Annotated in this window: 17 protein-coding genes and 1 pseudogene; 8 read left to right on the top strand and 10 right to left on the bottom strand. The window is 70.8% G+C overall.

All coding sequences use genetic code 11. The features are described from left to right. Positions 1-2: 2 nt before the first annotated feature. Positions 3-827 carry an acyl-CoA thioesterase gene (locus VYL96_RS15475; protein ID WP_243699602.1) on the bottom strand — a complete coding sequence of 275 codons (825 nt, stop codon included), beginning with the start codon at positions 825-827 and terminating at the stop codon, positions 3-5. A 140-nt stretch (positions 828-967) separates the two neighbouring features. On the opposite strand from VYL96_RS15475, the gene VYL96_RS15470 reads away from it, so the two are divergent. Further along, the gene (locus tag VYL96_RS15470) at positions 968-1,291 is read left to right on the top strand and encodes a hypothetical protein (protein ID WP_007633082.1); all 324 of its coding nucleotides are present in this window, start codon (positions 968-970) and stop codon (positions 1,289-1,291) included. Between the two features lie 65 nt (positions 1,292-1,356). Here the strand turns inward: VYL96_RS15470 and VYL96_RS15465 are convergent, their stop codons facing one another. Together VYL96_RS15465 and VYL96_RS15460 are read right to left on the bottom strand one after the other, a co-directional pair. After that, positions 1,357-2,193 (bottom strand): SDR family oxidoreductase, encoded by an 837-nt coding sequence (locus VYL96_RS15465; protein WP_061229798.1) that lies wholly within the window; start codon positions 2,191-2,193, stop codon positions 1,357-1,359. Positions 2,194-2,680: 487 nt separating this feature from the next. Continuing rightward, positions 2,681-3,064 carry a hypothetical protein gene (locus VYL96_RS15460; RefSeq protein ID WP_061229797.1) on the bottom strand — a complete coding sequence of 128 codons (384 nt, stop codon included), beginning with the start codon at positions 3,062-3,064 and terminating at the stop codon, positions 2,681-2,683. A gap of 141 nt (positions 3,065-3,205) precedes the next feature. On the opposite strand from VYL96_RS15460, the gene VYL96_RS15455 reads away from it, so the two are divergent. The 4 genes from VYL96_RS15455 (at position 3,206) to VYL96_RS15440 (ending at position 5,862) form a co-directional block, all read left to right on the top strand. Continuing rightward, a complete protein-coding gene (locus VYL96_RS15455) occupies positions 3,206-4,585 on the top strand; it encodes an alpha/beta hydrolase domain-containing protein (RefSeq protein WP_329438158.1) in 1,380 nt (459 codons plus the stop codon). Positions 4,586-4,747: 162 nt separating this feature from the next. Continuing rightward, a complete protein-coding gene (locus VYL96_RS15450; RefSeq protein WP_243699601.1) occupies positions 4,748-4,906 on the top strand; it encodes a hypothetical protein in 159 nt (52 codons plus the stop codon). 22 nt (positions 4,907-4,928) lie between these two features. After that, the gene (locus VYL96_RS15445; protein WP_243699600.1) at positions 4,929-5,243 is read left to right on the top strand and encodes a BLUF domain-containing protein; all 315 of its coding nucleotides are present in this window, start codon (positions 4,929-4,931) and stop codon (positions 5,241-5,243) included. A gap of 91 nt (positions 5,244-5,334) precedes the next feature. Continuing rightward, positions 5,335-5,862 (top strand): copper chaperone PCu(A)C domain-containing protein, encoded by a 528-nt coding sequence (locus VYL96_RS15440; RefSeq protein WP_131885177.1) that lies wholly within the window; start codon positions 5,335-5,337, stop codon positions 5,860-5,862. Between the two features lie 14 nt (positions 5,863-5,876). On the opposite strand, the gene VYL96_RS15435 is transcribed toward VYL96_RS15440, so the two are convergent. The 7 genes and pseudogenes from VYL96_RS15435 to VYL96_RS15405 all read right to left on the bottom strand — a co-directional run bounded on the left by VYL96_RS15435 (position 5,877) and on the right by VYL96_RS15405 (position 11,645). After that, positions 5,877-6,560, bottom strand: a complete 684-nt coding sequence (locus VYL96_RS15435; RefSeq protein WP_131885176.1) for a LysE family translocator — start codon at positions 6,558-6,560, stop codon at positions 5,877-5,879. A 94-nt stretch (positions 6,561-6,654) separates the two neighbouring features. Continuing rightward, on the bottom strand, positions 6,655-8,055 hold the full coding sequence (locus VYL96_RS15430; protein WP_131885175.1) for an MFS transporter: 1,401 nt from the start codon (positions 8,053-8,055) through the stop codon (positions 6,655-6,657). Then, positions 8,052-8,519 carry a MarR family winged helix-turn-helix transcriptional regulator gene (locus VYL96_RS15425; protein WP_131885174.1) on the bottom strand — a complete coding sequence of 156 codons (468 nt, stop codon included), beginning with the start codon at positions 8,517-8,519 and terminating at the stop codon, positions 8,052-8,054. The genes VYL96_RS15430 and VYL96_RS15425 overlap by 4 nt, the downstream gene beginning before the upstream one ends. 134 nt (positions 8,520-8,653) lie before the next feature. Then, positions 8,654-9,979 (bottom strand): lipase family protein, encoded by a 1,326-nt coding sequence (locus tag VYL96_RS15420; protein WP_131885173.1) that lies wholly within the window; start codon positions 9,977-9,979, stop codon positions 8,654-8,656. A gap of 48 nt (positions 9,980-10,027) precedes the next feature. After that, positions 10,028-10,861: a DUF2254 family protein gene (locus VYL96_RS15415; RefSeq protein WP_243699599.1), complete on the bottom strand. Its 834-nt coding sequence runs from the start codon at positions 10,859-10,861 to the stop codon at positions 10,028-10,030. 63 nt (positions 10,862-10,924) lie between these two features. Continuing rightward, positions 10,925-11,118 (bottom strand): annotated as a pseudogene (locus tag VYL96_RS17305) (DUF2254 family protein); the annotation flags it as partial. Positions 11,119-11,219: 101 nt separating this feature from the next. Further along, positions 11,220-11,645: a ChaB family protein gene (locus VYL96_RS15405; protein WP_131885171.1), complete on the bottom strand. Its 426-nt coding sequence runs from the start codon at positions 11,643-11,645 to the stop codon at positions 11,220-11,222. A gap of 221 nt (positions 11,646-11,866) precedes the next feature. Between VYL96_RS15405 and VYL96_RS15400 the strand changes: the two genes are divergently transcribed. Genes VYL96_RS15400 through VYL96_RS15390 form a run of 3 tightly spaced genes read left to right on the top strand, consistent with a single transcriptional unit; the run spans position 11,867 to position 14,822 of the window. Next, positions 11,867-12,154 (top strand): metal-sensitive transcriptional regulator, encoded by a 288-nt coding sequence (locus tag VYL96_RS15400; protein WP_070722862.1) that lies wholly within the window; start codon positions 11,867-11,869, stop codon positions 12,152-12,154. A 38-nt stretch (positions 12,155-12,192) separates the two neighbouring features. Further along, entirely contained in the window at positions 12,193-12,405 is a 213-nt protein-coding gene (locus tag VYL96_RS15395) for a heavy-metal-associated domain-containing protein (RefSeq protein ID WP_061229862.1), read from the top strand. Between the two features lie 5 nt (positions 12,406-12,410). Next, positions 12,411-14,822 (top strand): heavy metal translocating P-type ATPase, encoded by a 2,412-nt coding sequence (locus VYL96_RS15390; protein WP_165928436.1) that lies wholly within the window; start codon positions 12,411-12,413, stop codon positions 14,820-14,822. The last annotated feature ends 76 nt before the right edge of the window (positions 14,823-14,898 follow it).

Below are 14,898 nucleotides of genomic sequence, written 5' to 3'. Positions count from 1 at the left end.
ACTCAGCTTTTGAAATACATAAGCTGCGTGCCCGTCGCCAGCAGCGTCCCGTCGCGGCCCCATAGGCGCGCGGCCTCGTCGTGGTAGTTGCCGTGGAAGCGGTGCGAGTGCACGCTGCCCAGCAGGAAGTCGGTGCCCTGGGCGGCGATCTCGTCGGCGGTGGCCAGGAAGTGGATCGTCAGCGTCACCGTGCCCGCGGGGACCGGCCGACCGAGCCGCAGGAACGCGCGCGGGAAGAACGAATCGCACATGGCCGTCAGTGCGAGATGGTCGAGTCCGCGGGCCGGGGCGTCGCGGATCCACATCGTCGTCGTCGACACCGGGCTCTCCTCGCCCGCCGCGACGGCGTCCCATCCCCCCTCGATGAACCGCATGTCGTAGTTCTCCGCCCACCTCACGCCGCGGTCCGCGCCGGCGGAGGGCACCTCCTCCGGGGCGGGCACTGCGGGCGCGGCGGCCTCGGTCTCCGACCACGTCTCGCGCCGCAGTCCGGTGATGGCCGTGGCCGTGGTGACCACGTCGTCGCCCTGGCGCATCTCGATCCACCAGTGCTGGTTCGAGCGGTTGGTGCGGGCGGGGCGCGCCTCGATGAGGAAGTCGCCATCGGCGACGGGGCCGGCGTAGTTGAGGGTCAGCGCGAGCGGGTCACCGTGCCGCTCGGGGTGCTGCAGGACCGCGGCCAGCATCGTCGCCGCGGTGGTGCCGCCGAACGGCCCGACCATGTTGGCGTACGCCTCGTGCGTGCGACCGCGGTAGAGGTTCTCGCCGAGCGGCTTCAGCGCCACCACTTCATCGAGCACGTGCGTGGCGGTGTCCTGACTGGTCACGGGGCCTCCTGTGGGGCGGTCGGGGCGTCGCCGCCGGGGGCGCGTGCGGGCGGCGTTGGGCTCACCGTACCGAGAGATACGGCGACGACGACGAGGAACGCCCGTCCCGCCCACGTGGGCGTCGGCCATAGGATCGGGTCATGCCGATGATCGATGTGAAGAGTCCTGAGTCCGTCTCCACCGCCGCCGTCGTGGCCACCGGGCTGCTCGGCGGGTGGTTGACCGCCCGTGAGACGGGGATCCGTCCGCTCGGTGGGGTCGTGCTGGCGGCGGCCGGCGTCTGGGCCGGTCGCTCGTGGGCGGCCAAGACCGACGTGCCCACCACGGTGGGCCTGTCGGCGCTGTACGTGGCGGCGTTCGGCGCCTCGCACCCGCTGGCCAAGAAGATGGGCTCGTGGCCGGCGGTGCTCACGGTGACGGCGGCGGCGTCGGGCGCGGCCTACGCGCTCGCCGACGCGAAGTAGCGGCCGGCCGTCTGTCGGCACGCTGCGCGGCTCCGGCGCGGCCTCAGAGCGCGCCGCCACCGGGCTCAGGCGTCGAGGAAGATGTCGAGCTCCAGCTCCTCGAGGGGGCCGCCGTAGACGGAGAAGTCGGTGACGCCCTCCTCGGTGAGGACGTCGTCGTCGATGAAGAAGTTGCCCGTACACTCGCGGGGGTCGCGCGTGAGGACCGCGTGCGCGGCGTCGGCCATGATCTCCGGCGTGCGGCTGCGCGCGACCATCTCCTCGCCGCCGAGCAGGTTGGCCACGGCGGCGGTGGCGATGGTGGTGCGCGGCCACAGGCTGTTGGCCGCGATCCCGCGTCCCTTGAGCTCTTCGGCCAGGCCCAACGTCACCAGGCTCATGCCGTACTTGGCGATCGTGTAGCCGAGGAAGCTGCCCGCCCACTTGGGATTGAGATTGAGCGGCGGGGACAGCGTGAGGATGTGGGCGGCGTCCGAGGCCTCCAGGTGCGGCAGCGCCGTCTTGGACAGCAGGAACGAGCCGCGGCAGTTGATGTCCTGCATGAGGTCGTACTTCTTCATGGCCAGGTCAGGGGTCGGTGACAGGTCGATCGCGCTGGCGTTGTTGACCACGATGTCGATCCCGCCGAACGCCTCGACCGTCCTGTCGACGGCCTCCTGCACCGAGTCCTCGTTCCGAACGTCGCCCACCACGGCCAGGGCCTTCCCTCCCGCCTCCTCGATCTGGGCCGCGGCGGTGTGCACGGTGCCCTCGAGCTTCGGGTGGGGAGTGTCGGTCTTGGCGAGCATCGCGATGTTCGCACCGTCGCGGGCGGCGCGCAGGGCGATGGCCAGGCCGATGCCGCGGCTGCCGCCCGACATCAGCAGGGTCTTTCCGGCCAGGGTGCGAGTGGAGTCCGTCATGGGCACGATCCTCTCCGATAACCGCCGACCGCGGGGCGGGTATCGGCGACCGATCGCCCACTTGACGCGCCCCGTAGCATAAAAATGACCTCACAAACGGGTGTGGTTCCGACCGTGCAGGAGAGGCGCGATGACCGGTCGCCCCGAACTCACGGCTTCCAGGACGCTGATCACTGTTCTGGCGGCCGCCCTCGCCGTGCTCGTGGTCGGGGTGGGCGTGGTCGCCCTGGTCCGCAGCAGTGGGTCCGGGTCGGAGACACCGGCCGTCGAGGTCTCGCCCTCGGCTGCCGGGAGTGGCTTCTCCCCGGATGTCCTGGATCGTCCCGCGGCCCTCCGGTCCCGAGGGCGCCGGGGTGCTGGAGGTGACGGGGCCGGAGTGCGATTCCGCGGTGATCAACGCCGACCTGCTGTTCCCGAACAGCGGTGCGCGGATCATCGACTGCCAGGCAGGCTGGGCCGTCATGGCCAGCGCCGTGTCGGGTGATCCCTACTGGGTGGCGTACTCGGACGGCAGGTGGCGACGGGCCCCAGACGTGTCGATCCACCTGGGGACCTGCCCGGCCGAGGCGATCGCCAAGGGTGCGCCGGCGTGGATGGCGCAGAAGCACCTGACCAGCTGTGCACCGTCCGAGCGGCCGGGCCCGGCGGCGCCGACGCCCACACCGTCGCCCGCGCGGACGTCGGCGGCCACGCTCTCGGCCGGGCCCCCCGCCACGCCCACCCGGACCAGTTCGCGGACCCGGGCCCCGGTCGAGGACGCCGCGGCGCCGGCGACGAGTTCGCGGCAGACCAGTGTCGTCACGTCGACGTCCCCGCCGACCAGCGTCGTCACGACGTCGCCCTCGTCGACCGCTGAGTCGACCCCGTCCACGGCGGCGGATGACGCTCCCGGTCCGGACGGGCAGTAGCGACGGGGGTCAGCTCTCGCCGACCCCCGGAGGCCCGGCGGGGGCCTCACTCCGGGTCGCGGAAACGTGTTCCAGGCGCGTCAGGGGCGGGCAGAATTGAGGCCATGCAGCCAGCGCAGTCGCCGACGTTCACCGAACTCACCGAGGGCCGGGCCGTGCCGCCCATGGCCGCCCGCCCAGGCCCGGACCTCCCCGCCGCGGGGTTCATCGAGTCCGAGTGGTCGTGTGCGGGCGAGGCGGTGTCGTACTCGGTCGGCGAGCTGCCCACCGATGGCCGGGTCACGCTCGCCGAGGCCGACTCCCAGCCCTACTGCACCCGCGTGTTGGTCCGCCGCCCGTCCGCCGAACGGTTCAGCGGCGTGGTGCTGGTGGAGTGGCTCAACGTCAGCGGTGGCCAGGACGCCGCGCCCGAGTACACCTACCTCGCGGAGGAGATCGTGCGCGCCGGCCACGCGTGGGTCGGGGTGTCGGCGCAGTTCATCGCCGTCGAGGGCGGCGACGCGGCCGTGGGGATGGGCGGCCAGACCGGAGGCCTGCGCGCTCAGCGCGAGGGGCGGTACGGCGACCTGCACCATCCCGGTGACGCGTACGCCTACGACATCGTCACCCAGGTCGGCCGTTACTGCCGCGCGGCGGGCGGGTCGCGAGAGGGCGGGGCCCCGCTCGACGTCGGACCGCTGGCCGGGCTCGCTCCGGAGACGGTGATCGCGATCGGGGAGTCGCAGTCGGCCATCGCACTGACCTCCTACATCGACGGCGTGCACCCGCTGGTCGGCGTGTTCGACGGGTTCCTGCTGCACAGCCGCGGCGGCGGGGCCCTGCCGTTCGGCGACCGCGGCCGCGCGGCCGGCATCGCCGCCGCCGTCTCGTCGCAGACCCTGCGCTTGCGCGATGACCTCGACGCGCCCGTCCTGGTAGTGCAGGCCGAGGGCGACCTCGGTGGCCTGCTCGACTCGGCTCGCGCCCGCCAGCCCGACTCCGACAAGATCGTCACCTGGGAGATCGCCGGCCAGGCCCACGCGGACGCCTACCAGTTGGGCGAGCTCGCGGGGATGGTCGACTGCGGCGGCGCGATCAACAGCGGCCAGCAGGTGTTCGTGTGCCGGGCCGCGCTGCGCCACCTCATCACGTGGATCGGCGGGGGAGCGCGCCCGCCGGTCGCGCCGCCGGTGGAGTACGACGACGACGAGGTGGTCCCCGGTGACCTGGGCATCGGCCGCGGTGGCGTGAGGACCCCGGCCGTGGAGGCGCCGGTCGAGAGGTTGGTCGGTGCGCCCTATCCGCACTCCGCGCCGTTCTGCATGTTGCTCGGTCGCACGGAGGTGGTTCCCGACGAGCAGTTGCGGCAGCGGTGGTCGGATCGCGACGAGTACCTGCGGGCCTACGCCGAGGCCACCGACCGGCTCATCGAGGAGGGCTTCCTGCTGGCCGACGATCGCGAGGAGATCCTCGCCGACGCCCGCCCGGAGCGCATCACCTGGTGAGAGGAGTCGGCACGGGCCGCCTGGCCGAGGTCAGAGGCCTGCTCGCACCTCTGCCACCGGTGCCGGCATCGGCTGGCCCCTGACAAACTGGGTCGTTTGTGGTGAAAGCCGGTCCCCGAGGTCCGCGCGAAGGCCACTCGCGATGCGAATGAAGTGGCGGCAATGAGCCAGGAAAGCAACGGCGACCACGACGACGATGTCCGCTGGTCGCAGGTGGAGGATGCGTTCTTCGTCGGTAGCCACCGGGGGAACTTCGTGGGTTATATCGATCAGACGTCGGATGGCGCGTTCAGGAAGTTCGACGAGATGTCGCAACCGTGAGGTGAGGCCCGCCGGATTGCTCTTGTACCGCAACGACACCTTCATCCAGTTCCTGGAGGGACCGCCCGCCGAGATCGATTCCCTGATGGAGGACATCTCCGCTGACGACAGGCACGACCGATTGCAGGTCCTGGTCGTGGAGCAGACGTCCCGGCGCAGCTTCGGTGACTGGAAGATGGGTTTCGGGATGCCCAAGGAGACCCGCCCCACGGGTGTCGACGGTGTCCGCGACAGTTTCGACGATCTGACCAGCGGCTCGAGCTACGACGAGGTCCGTCGGGCTGCCCAGGACTTCTCGATCTGGTTCAAGGTCAAGGAGCGCGCCATCTCCTACTGACGAGGGCTTCCCGCTGGCCGTCGACCGCGAGGAGTCTCGTCTTCCACGCGAACCGGAAAGAACGTCGATAGTTGTGGTTACCCTTGAGATCATGGCCGCGACGTCGATCCGAACCATCGCATCCGCCGCGACGGTGCTCGCGCTTGGGACCCTGGCAGCGTGTGGCTCCGATGACGCGAACATGTCGTCGTCCAACCGGGGCGGGGGCGAGGAATCCGGGCAGACGTCTGTCGAGAACGTGTTCATCGCGCCGGCTTACGCGATCACCTGCGAGCTGCAAGTGGATGCTCCCGCCCAGTTGAGCTTCACTGCGATCAATGGCAGTGCCACCGAGGTCGAGACCCTGTCGTCGATCTCGACTCCGGCTGCGGAGTCGGTCGAGATCAATGCACCGAGCGAGGCGTTGAAGATCGCGCCCGAAGCCTCCATCGCAGCCGGTCAACCGGTGGAGAACCTCGACGAGATCACCGCTCCCGACCAACCGTTCTCCGTTTTCCTGGTGGGGCTGAATGAAGGCGTGGCGCCGGGCAAGTCCGTGCCCGTGACCTTTACTTTTGACCGAGCAGGCGACATCACCTTGAACGTCGGCGTGGATGCCTGCCCCAGCCAGGTGAGCTAAGCGAGGGGCGGTGTTCAGGCCGCTCGCAGGGCCGCCGGCAGGGCGGCGCGGTCGGAGATCGAGGAGTCGTACAGTAACTTGCCGCCGAAGCCCAACAGGACCACCCCGGTCGTCCAGTCGATCGCCATCAGCGTTCTCGGGCTCGCGAGTCGGTGGCGAACGACCGAGCCTCCGGTGATCAGCAGGCCGAACCACGTCAACGCCAGTACACCGTGCACGCCGGCGAGGGCGGCGCCCATCGGCAGAGGCGAGGCGTCCGGCGGCAGGAACTGCGGGATCGTGGCGATGTAGAAGACCCCGACTTTCGGGTTCAGCAGGTTCGTCCCGGCCCCGATGAGCCAACCCCGCCAGGGTGAACTGGCCGGAACCCCGGTGGTTCGAGTCGGTCCGATGCGCACGCTGCCGTGCCGGAAGGACTGCCACATCATCGATCCGCCCAGGTAACACATGTAGATCGCCCCGCCAGTGGTGAGCACTCGGTAGGCCGTCTCCGATGCGCCGAGTAGGACTGAGATCCCCAGGGCGGCGGCGATGCCCCAGACGATGGCGCCGCTCGCGACGCCCGCGGCGGTGGCCCAGGCGTACCTTCGAGTGCGGGTCAACGACGACCTCAGAACCAGCGCGGTGTCGAGTCCGGGAACCAGGGTGAGCAGACCGGCGACCACAGCAAAGGCGAGAACCGCATCGAGTGTCGTCACCGGCCCAGGTTAAGGCCGGTAACGGTCAGTAGGGGCGATTGACCGAAGACACTGCCCCCGCCGGGCTCGTCGTCGTCGCCCCTCTCCCCGCGTTCTACCCGGAACGCCGGCGGGACAGTACGGCGTGGGCGACCAACGCCGCCATCACCACCGCACAACACACCACGCCCACGCCGAACGCCATGGTGATGCCCTCGTCCGTCGAGTAGGTCGAGCCGGACGGGTGCGCGGCGAGGACCGCCGCCGACAGCGCCGCACCGACCGCGCCACCTACCGTGCGCAGGACCTGGTTGAAGCTCACCGCGCTCCCCAGCTGGTCCACGGCCACGCTGCGGGCGATGAGCGCGGGCATCGCTGCGTACCCCGAGCCGATGCCGGCGCCGAAGAGGAACATGCCGATCGCCAGGGTCCAGAAGTCACTGTGCCGCAGCCACAGCAGCACCGACGCCACCGTCATCACGGCCGCGCCGACCGGCAGGAACACCGCCATGTCGAACCGACGGGACAGGGCCCGGACGGTGCGGTTGGCGACGAGGCTGCCCACCGACAGGGGCGCCATCATGAAGCCCGCCCACATCAGCGGCACCGCGAGGCCGAAACCCGTCTCTTGCGGAGCCTGCGCCACCAGGCTCGCGATGGACAGGCCGATGTACATCGCGGTGCCCAGGCCGATGGCGGTGGCGTTGGCCAGCAGGACCTCCGGCCGGCGGACCACCCGCAGATTTACCAGGGGGTACAGGGTGCGAATACTGTGCACCACCCAGAAGAACAGCGAATACAGGGCAACCACCAGCACCACCAGTGAGGTCGCGGAGGTCCACCCCCACGTCTGCGACTCGGAGATCCACAGCAGCAGCGCCGCCAGGCCCGTGCCCAGGAGAAGCGCTCCGGTCGTGTCGAACGGGGTGCGGGGCGCCAGCGGATCGGGGCCCGCCGGCACGAATCGCCAGACCCCGGCCGCGGCGGTGACGACGAAGAGGGCGGCGAACGCGAATGCTGCCCGCAGGTCGAACGACGCCGCGAGGATGCCGGTGAGCGGATAGCCCAGCCCCATGCCCACCGAGACCGTCACCGACAGCGTGGAGATGGTCGGCTGGGACGCGGTGAACGTGAGATGCCGGCGGGCGAGGGCGATCGTGATGGGCACCGTGCCGTACAGCAGGCCTTGCAGGGCGCGGCCGATGAGGAAGACGGCGAAATTCGGCGCGAGCGTGGCCACGACCGACCCGACGAAGATGACGCTCAGACTGGCGAGGAGGAGTCGCCGCGTGTGCGGGCCGTCGGCGAGGCGGCCCATGATCGGGGTGGCGACCGCGCCGACCAGCAGGTTGATGGTGAGCATCCACTGCGCCGTGCTCACCGGGACACCGAACTCCGCGGCCACCGACGGCACCAGCAGCATGCCCAACGAGCTCACGACCGAGCTGGTCAGGGCGGCGTAGACGAGGGACTGGGTGAACCAGCGGGGCGCCGGCCGGCGATACGGCGCGGTCACCGCTCGGTCCCGGTGTCCAGGCGGCGGAGCAGGGGAATCGCGGCGGCGAGGGTGGCGCGTTCGTCAGCATGAAGTTGGCCGGCGACGGCGTCGACAAGCCAGTCCTGGCCGGCGGCGCGCTCGGCGGTCAGCCGGTCGCGCCCGGCCTCGGTGAGTGCGAGGAGTGTGCGGCGACCGTCAGACGGGTCGGGGCTCCGCGAGACCAGGCCGAGATCCTGGAGCTCTCTCACGGCGTTTGCCACGGCCTGGTGGCTGATCCGCTCGAGACCGGCGAGGTCGGTGGCGGTCAGGGGCCCGCGCTGCTCGAGGTGGAACAGGATCCCGGTCTTGCCCATCGACAGTGTCTTGTGGGCGCTGAGCCGGCGCCACAGCGGGCGCAGTGCCTCGCGGAGGTCGGCGGCGAGCGTGACGGCGTCGGGTTCGGTGGGACCGCCCGGGGCCCGAGACGCGGTGGGGTCCGGCATGCGCCAACTCTACAACTAGATTGCGCAAGCTGCTTGCGGGGTCTCTTCGATGGCGGGCAGTGGCCAGAACGGAGACGGCGTAGGACTGCGAGGTGTGCGGGCCGGGGCGGGGGTCGGCGGAACCGAGGTCGAGGTCAGTAGGTTCCGCAGTTGCTGGGCGCCGGCAGCCCGTTGATGCGGTCATCGAGGTAGCGCAGATTCCCGTCCAGCCCGGTGATCATGGGCGCGGCATGGCCGATCACGAGGCCGGGCGCCATCGCGGGCATCGGGTCGATGACCATGTCGACCGTGGCGCCCTGGGCGCACCAGTCGCGACCGAGCTGCTGCGACTGGTGGCCGGGGACGACGTCGTCGTTCACGGGGGAGACGATCCGTACCGGGGTGGTGGGCTTCAGCCGCCCCACCCGCTGCATCTCCAGGTACTTCATGGCCACCGGGTCCTCGCGCACGATCTCCACGGCGGGTCGGCCGGTCTTGGTGTAGTTGGCGGTGCGGTGCTGGAAGAACTGGACCGCGGTCTCGCCGATGCACTGGTCGGCGGTCGAGGTCAGCATCGCCTGGCCACCGTCGGTGAGGTGGACGTCCATCCGCTCCTTCAATTCGGGGTAGGCGTCGGAGAGGCTGTTGAGGGCGTAGCCGATCACGCCGGCGATGGCGGACCCGTCGGCCTGGTCGAGCGTGGCCAGCAGATCGGCCGGTGGCGAGCCTGCGGCGGTACCGGCCAGGTCGACCTCCGGCGCATACTCCGGATGCAGTTCGGCCGCGGCTGCCACTGCCCCGCCACCCTGCGAATACCCGGAGAACACCGTGCGCGGGTTCGGGCCGGTGTCCGCACCGGGAATGGACGGAGCGACGCGGGCGAGGTCGAGCACGGCGCGGGCCTGGGCCTCGCGGTGCACATACGAGTGGAGGCCGGGCGTGCCCAGGCCCTCGAAGTCGGTCACGGCCACCGCGTACCCGCGGGCCAGCAGGGCGTAGGCCTGGATGATCTCGTAGCCGAACCCGACGCCGGGCGGATCCGTCTGGACGTTGGCCACGTTCTGGAAGGTCTTCGACGGCGCGCAGTGGTCAGCCTGCCCCTGTGTGCCCGGCGCGATCACGGCGAGCGGTCGCGAACCGGCGCCGGCCCATGGGGCCCGCGGCTGGAGGTAGGTGCCGGTCACGGCGATCGGCTGGTTCTTGGACCCGACCGAGGTGTACATGATCCGCTGCGCGTCCGTCGACATCGGGCCGGCGCCGTCGGTGAGTGCCTCCGCGCCGGGAATGTCCGGGAGGGCGCCGGCGAGTGGGAACGCCTCCGTCTTGATCAGGGCCCCGCTGCCGGTGGGGAGGTCGGCCGGCGGCTGATAGAACGCGGGCGCCGGGTCGTTGGACGACCCTTGTGCTGATGCGGCAGGGGCGACGAGGGCCCCTCCGGCGACGGTGGTGGTGATGGCGGCGGTGAATGCGGCGGCGCGCATCGCGGTTCGACTAAGTAGCACGGTCCCCCCGGACTCATATGGCGTGGATCACGAATAAGCGGAGCCTAGTCGGAATTCGCCCGCCGCGGTGAGGTGTCGTGGGAGGGCGGGTCGGTGAAGACCCCGGGGGGCAGCGTGGAACGGCGGACGGGGCCCGGCGTTCGCGCCGCGCCCGGTGGCGCTCCCACCAGCGGCTGGTGTGGATGCGCGATCCGAGCACCCCTCCTCGTGAACGTGGGCGATGAGCATGCGAAGGACCCGCAGCAAGGTCGCCACGACTTCGGGCTGGTCGAGGCAGCTGTGGCGTATCTGGTCGAAGGCGTGCTCGACGAACTCGTCGGGGTGCAGATTCCACGGTTGGAGGAGTGCCCGCCCCTGCTCGTCTCGGATCGCCAGCGGTGCCGGTGGGGAGGTGAGGACCTTGCGCATGAGAGTACCTAACCGGAGCAGGATCTCCACGGCCGTGGTCGGGTCGTTGATCGCAGGACTCAGTGCTCGAAGGTCGATGTCGACGAGCTGCCGGATGGCGAAGTCGACGTCTTGGAGCATCGTCCGCGCGGCGGCGACGTCGATCACTTCCGCCAGGGCGTGCTCCGTGCGCCGGGACTGGGCCGGGTGCACGGTGAACAGGGGCTCGCCCTCGTGGATGTAGGCGCCGACCCTGGTTTCCATGCGGATCGTGGTGCCCGGGTCCACGGATCTGAGCATCTGGCCGATGTCCACCTGGCTGACCCAGCCGCTGCGTCGAGCCGGGACGGCGGAGGCGTCCTCGGGTAAGGGGTGCTCGCGGGGGTCCACTTCGTGCAGGTCGGCGGGAGTGCAAGCGACCGCCTCGACGACGGAGCGTCCCTCGACCGAGATCGCCCGCGCGAGGTTGCCCACCTGACGCCCTGGCTGAGGCGGTCGCGGATGAACGAGCGCATCACGCGGGGCGAGAACTGGCTACTGGCCAGCTGCAGGCTGACCACGGTGAGGGAGAAGACAACGCCGACCGTGGTGATCATCGCCCCCGCCACGGTCGCGACCAGCCAGGTGGCGGCGTTGCTGCTCATCGCCAGGGTGAGCGGGACCTCGGCCTCGTCGCCGAGCATGTTGTCCACGGCGGTGGCGGCGATGGCCAGGAGGATCCCGCCGATCATCACCAGGGCGGGAAGGAGGAACAGGCTCTCCCGGAACCGGTAGCGCAGTCCGGTGACCCGCAGTCTCCAGTTCGGCCCCTCACAACGGGCGGTCGGGCCGCTCACTTCTCGCGGCTCTTCCGCGTCTCCTTGTCGTTGGCCTTGCGGAGTGCGTCGACGAGCTCGTCCTTCGTCATGTCCGAGCGGCCGGGGATGTCGAGCTTCTGGGCCTGCTCGTAGAGATGGTCCTTGGTCGCGTTGGCGTCGACGCCGCCCTCGGACTTCCCGGACGGATTCGGGCCCCCGCTCTCCGACCTCGGATCCGACGGACCCGAGGAATCCTTGGGCTCCCAGTGGTCGCCGACCTTCTCGTGCGTGTGCTTGACCGCGCCCCAGGCGGTGCGAGCCACACGGGATTCGCTGCTGTATTCCTCCTCGGCGGAGTCGTAGGCCTTGGCGAACGTGTCCTTGGCCTTCTGGTCGCTGCGCTGGAGGGTCGAGGGTAGTTCGCTCTCCTTGGCGTGGCCGTCCTTGCCGGTCTTGGGCATGTCGTCTCCTCGGTGGTCGCTCGGTCGCTCAATGTGTCGATACCCGTGCCTCCGGGTTCAGGGGGCGTGATCCGACCGGGTGGTCGTCATGGCGGCCATTCCTTTCTCGACGGGTCGACTACGGAACCGAGTGCTGATGACCATAGGAAGGGCTGCGGGAGAAAGACACCGGTCGGCCGCCGCCCTTGCGGCGTATACCCTAGGGGGGTACCGTATGCGCCATGGCCGAGCACGGATACACCCCCCACAAGGACGACCTCCTCAAGCGGCTTCGCCGCATCGAGGGTCAGGCCCGGGGGTTGCAGCGGATGGTCGAGGAGGACAAGTACTGCATCGACATCCTCACGCAGATCTCCGCCATGACCCGCGCCCTGCAGTCCGTCTCGTTGGGCCTGCTTGAGGAGCACCTCGGCCACTGCGTCGCCGGCGCCATCGAGCACGGCGGCCCCGAGGCCGAGGCCAAGCTCGCCGAGGCGAACGCCGCCATCGCACGCCTGGTCCGGTCCTGAGACCGCGCCCCACCCAGACGACTGAAAGAAGGAACACCATGTCCGCCACCGCCACCTACACCGTCTCCGGCATGACCTGCGGCCACTGCGTCGCGTCCGTGAAGGAGGAGGTCTCCGAGATCTCCGGCGTCACGGAGGTCGAGGTCGATCTGGAGTCCGGTCGCCTCGTCGTCGTCTCCTCCGACCCGGTCGATCCCGCGGCGGTCCGCGCCGCCGTGGACGAGGCCGGATACACACTCACGGAGGCCTGACCGCGATGACCGCGAGCGACTCCACCCGGACCTCCGCCACCGACTCCCCGCGCGCCACCGGCGCGGCGCCCGCCACGACGTTCGTAGAGCTGCAGATCGAGGGCATGACCTGCGCGTCGTGCGCGAACCGGATCGAGCGCAAGCTCAACAAACTCGACGACGTCACCGCCGAGGTCAACTACGCCACCGAGAAGGCGCGCGTGGAGATCGCCGACGGGATCGAGCCGCAGCTCCTGGTGGACACCGTCGAGCAGGCGGGGTACCACGCGCGGTTGCCGCGTCCTCGGAACACCGAGCCCCGGTCCGGCCGATCCGCCATGGGCGGCACCACCACCGGCGACGCGCCCGCCACGGACAGCGCCGCCGACGCCGTCCGCACCGCCGGCAGCGCGAACAACGAGACCGACGACGCCGCCGGCCCCGACCGGGTCGACGACCTGCGCCGACGCGTCGTCATCTCGGCCATCCTGTCTATCCCGGTCATCGCGATGGCCATGATCCCGGCGCTGCAGTTCACCAATTGGCAGTGGCTCTCGCTCACTCTCGCCGCGCCCGTCGTGGTGTGGGGCGCGTGGCCGTTCCACCGCGCGGCCGCGATCAACCTGCGCCACGGCGCGTTCACCATGGACACGCTCGTCTCGCTCGGCACGTCGGCTGCGTTCCTGTGGTCGCTCTACGCCCTGTTCTTCGGCCACGCCGGCATGCCCGGCATGACGCACGGATTCGAGTTCAGCCTCTCGCCCAGCGACGGCGCGGGCGACATCTACCTCGAGGCCGCCGCGGGCGTCACCACGTTCATCCTGCTCGGCCGCTACTTCGAGGCCCGCTCCAAGCGCTCGGCCGGCGCGGCGCTCCGGTCGCTGCTCGAGCTGGGCGCCAAGGACGTCGCCGTGCTGCGCGGCGGGGTCGAGACGCGCATCCCGGTGGACGCGTTGCAGGTCGGCGAGGAGTTCGTCGTGCGGCCCGGCGAGAAGATCGCCACCGATGGTGAGATCGTCGACGGCGCCTCCGCGGTCGACACCTCCATGGTGACCGGCGAGTCCGTGCCCGCCGAGGTCGGTCCGGGTGACGCGGTGGTGGGCGGCACCGTCAACGCGAGCGGTCGCCTCATCGTGCGCGCGACCCGCGTGGGCGCCGACACCCAGCTCGCGCAGATGGCGCGGATGGTCGAGGACGCCCAGTCGGGCAAGGCCGCCGCGCAGCGCCTGGCCGACCGCATCTCGGGCGTGTTCGTGCCCATCGTGTTGGTGCTGGCCGCGGGCACGTTCGCGTACTGGATGCTCACCGGGGGCGGCGCGTCGATGGCGTTCACCGCGGCCGTGGCGGTGCTCATCATCGCCTGCCCGTGCGCCCTCGGCCTGGCCACGCCGATGGCGCTCATGGTGGGCACCGGCCGCGGCGCGCAGCTGGGCATCCTCATCAAGGGCCCCGAGGTGCTCGAGTCCACCCGCCGCGTCGACACCATCGTTCTGGACAAGACCGGCACCGTCACCACCGGTCAGCACGCATTGGTCTCTACAACCGTTGCGCCCGGCGAGGACCGCGCCGAGGTGCTGCGCCGCGCCGGCGCCGTGGAGGACGCCTCCGAGCATCCCATCGCCCGCGCCATCGCCGCCGGTGCGCGCGAGGAGGTCGGCGCGCTGCCGGCCGTCGAGGGCTTCCGTAACCACGAGGGCCTGGGCGTGTCGGGCCGGGTGGGTGACGACGACGAGGTGGTCGTCGTCGGCCGACCCGCCCTACTGGCAGAGCGGGGCATGCCGCTGCCGCAGGAGCTCGAGGCGGCCTTCACCGAGGCCGCGCAGGCCGGCCGCACGGCGGTCGCAGCGGGCTGGGGCGGGAAGGCCCGCGGGGTCCTCGTGGTGGCTGATCAGATCAAGGACACCTCCGCCGAGGCCATCCGGCGCTTCCGCGAGCTCGGGCTCACGCCCGTCCTGCTCACGGGCGACAACGCCGCCGTGGCCGCCTCGGTGGCCGCCGAGGTCGGGATCGATCCCGGCCCGGAGACCGTCATCGCCGAGGTCATGCCCGCGGACAAGGTGGAGGTGGTCCGCCGCCTGCAGTCCGAGGGTCGGGTCGTCGCGATGGTGGGCGACGGCGTCAACGACGCGGCCGCCCTCGCCACCGCCGATCTGGGCCTGGCGATCGGCACCGGCACCGACGCGGCGATCGAGGCGTCCGACCTCACGCTGGTCCGCGGCGACCTGCGCTCGGCGGCCGACGCGATCCGCCTGTCGCGGCGCACGCTGGGCACGATCCGGGGCAACCTGTTCTGGGCGTTCGCCTACAACGTCGCGGCGTTGCCGCTGGCCGCGGCCGGGCTGCTCAACCCGATGATCGCGGGCGCGGCGATGGCGTTCTCGTCAGTGTTCGTGGTGGCGAACAGCCTGCGCCTGCGGAGGTTCCGGGCCGCCGTCTGACCGGCTCGGCTGGGGCCCTCCCGGCCCAGCCCGTTTCCTGGCCGAGCCCCCTCCCGACGCAACCCGCTCCCGGCCG

The sequence above is a fragment of the Dietzia maris genome (assembly GCF_036287335.1).
GTDB classification, from domain to species: Bacteria; Actinomycetota; Actinomycetes; order Mycobacteriales; family Mycobacteriaceae; genus Dietzia; species Dietzia cinnamea.
This window is presented reverse-complemented; position numbering and strand designations above follow the sequence as displayed.